The sequence below is a fragment of the Pseudomonas sp. 05N434 genome, assembly GCF_056396965.1.
This window is the reverse complement of record NZ_JBFTMK010000728.1, coordinates 1-2,011: the sequence shown is the minus strand read 5'-3', so window position 1 is coordinate 2,011 and position 2,011 is coordinate 1. Positions and strand designations below refer to the sequence as shown.

The 2,011-nt window shown below is 61.4% G+C and carries 2 protein-coding genes and 1 pseudogene; 1 reads left to right on the top strand and 2 read right to left on the bottom strand.

The genetic code is table 11. The annotated features are described in order from the left end of the window. On the top strand, window positions 1-147 hold a 147-nt coding region (locus AC1DLB_RS28680), incomplete at its 5' end, for a DUF924 family protein (RefSeq protein WP_477786156.1). 62 nt (window positions 148-209) lie between these two features. Here the strand turns inward: AC1DLB_RS28680 and AC1DLB_RS28675 are convergent. Both AC1DLB_RS28675 and AC1DLB_RS28670 read right to left on the bottom strand, forming a co-directional pair. Beyond that, window positions 210-974 carry a methyl-accepting chemotaxis protein gene (locus AC1DLB_RS28675; RefSeq protein ID WP_370695245.1) on the bottom strand — a complete coding sequence of 255 codons (765 nt, stop codon included), beginning with the start codon at window positions 972-974 and terminating at the stop codon, window positions 210-212. A gap of 141 nt (window positions 975-1,115) precedes the next feature. Next, a pseudogene (locus AC1DLB_RS28670) lies at window positions 1,116-1,967 on the bottom strand (cache domain-containing protein); the annotation flags it as partial. Window positions 1,968-2,011 lie beyond the last annotated feature (44 nt).

The window sequence follows — 2,011 nt, the reverse complement described above, 5'->3', positions numbered from 1 at the left end:
GTGTTTGCCAGCAACCTGGATTACGCCGAACGGCATCAGAAGATCATTGCGCGATTTGGGCGGTTTCCCCATCGCAATGCGGTGTTGGGGCGTGAGTCTACGGCTGAGGAGCTGGAGTTTCTTTCGGGGCCAGGATCGCGCTTCTAGCTTTTCGTTGTTGCTGATGCCGGCATCGCGGGCAAGCCCGCGATGAGGCCGGTGAGAGCGCCTTAGATCCGGAAACTACCGACCAACTGCTTCAACCGCGCCGCTTGCTGCTCAAGATCGGCACACGCACGCAAAGTCGACTGCAAGTTCTCCACGCCTTCCTGGTTCAGCGTGTTGATCTCGGTGATGTCGACGTTGATCGATTCCACCACGGCGGTCTGTTCTTCAGTCGCGGTAGCCACCGACTGGTTCATCCCGTCGATTTCACCGATGCGCTGCGTCACGCTGCCCAGGCGTTCGCCAGCCTGGTTGGCGATGCCGACGCTGCTTTCGCTCTGGCGCTGGCTGTCGGTCATGGTGCTGACCGCTTCCCGGGCCCCAACTTGCAGCTCCTCGATCATCTTCTGCACTTGCTGCGCCGAATCCTGAGTGCGGTGGGCGAGGTTGCGTACTTCGTCGGCCACCACGGCAAAACCACGGCCGGCTTCACCGGCACGGGCAGCTTCGATGGCTGCGTTGAGGGCCAGCAGGTTGGTCTGTTGCGAGATGCTGGTGATCACTTCCAGAATCTGTCCGATGTTCACTGTGTTGCTGTTCAGGGTTTCGATGTTGCCGCACGAATCGCTGATTTTTGCCGAAAGCTGGTGCATCGCGGCGATGGTTTTATCCACGACCTGCTGACCCTCTTCGGCCAGGCTGCGTGCGTCGCTCGAATGTTGCGAGGCGAGGGCGGCGTTCTGGGCGATTTCCTGGGCGGCGGCCCCGAGCTGGTTGATCGCTGCCGCGACGCTGCTGGTGCGCGAGGCCTGTTGATCGGAGTTGAACATCGATGAGTTCGAGGCCGCCACTACGCGCAGGGCAACTTCGTTGACCTGGCCGGTGGCCGAAGATACTTCGCGGATCGAGGTATGGATACGCTCGACGAAACGGTTGAACGAGGTGCCCAGAGCACCGAATTCGTCCTGGCCATGAATGGTCAGGCGTTTGGTCAGGTCGCCTTCGCCCTCGGCGATGTCATGCATGGCGCGGCCCATGATCAGCAGCGGCTGCATCAGCACGCGGATCAACATGCTCAGCAGCGCGATGATGATCACCACGGCGATGACCATGGCGATGATCGCCGAGGTGCGGAATTCGCTGAGCATCGAGAACGCGGTTTCCTGATCCAGCACCAGCGCCACGTACCAGTCCGCCGACGGCACACCGTTAACGTGGGTGAAGGAGATGAACTGGGTTTTACCGTCCAGTTCGACTTCTTTCAGGCCCGGGCTGACTTTCGGCGCGCCGTTGGGGTAGGCGTCGGCCAGGTTCTTGAGCACCAGTTTGCTGTCCGGGTGGATCAGAATCTTGCCGTCGGCGCTGACAATGAACGCATGGCCATGACCGCCGAAGTTCAGCGAGTTGATGATCGCGCTGACGCTGGACAGGTCGATATCCGCGCCGGCGACGCCAATCATCTGGCTCTGGTACTTCACCGGCGTGGCCACGGTGATCACCAGTTTGCCCGACGACGCCGCGATGTAGGGTTCGGTGACGATGGTCTGTTGCGCGTTGTTGGCTGCCTTGTACCAGCCACGGGCGCGGGGGTCGTAGTCCGCGGCGCGGTTGCCGGCCGGGATCGAGAACATCACGCCATCGGTGCCGCCGAAGTAGCTCAGCTGGAAGTTGCTGGTATAGGCCGGCAGGTCGATGGCGCGTTTGAGATTGGCCGGGGCGCTGCCGTCCACGGCGATCTGCTGGGACAGYGATTGCAGCAATTGGATGCGGCTTTCCAGCCAGGTCTKGATGTTGCTGGTGGTCAGGCTGCCGAGTTCCTGCATCGAGGACTCGGTACTGCTGCGCAGGGTTTGACGCTGGCGGTAAT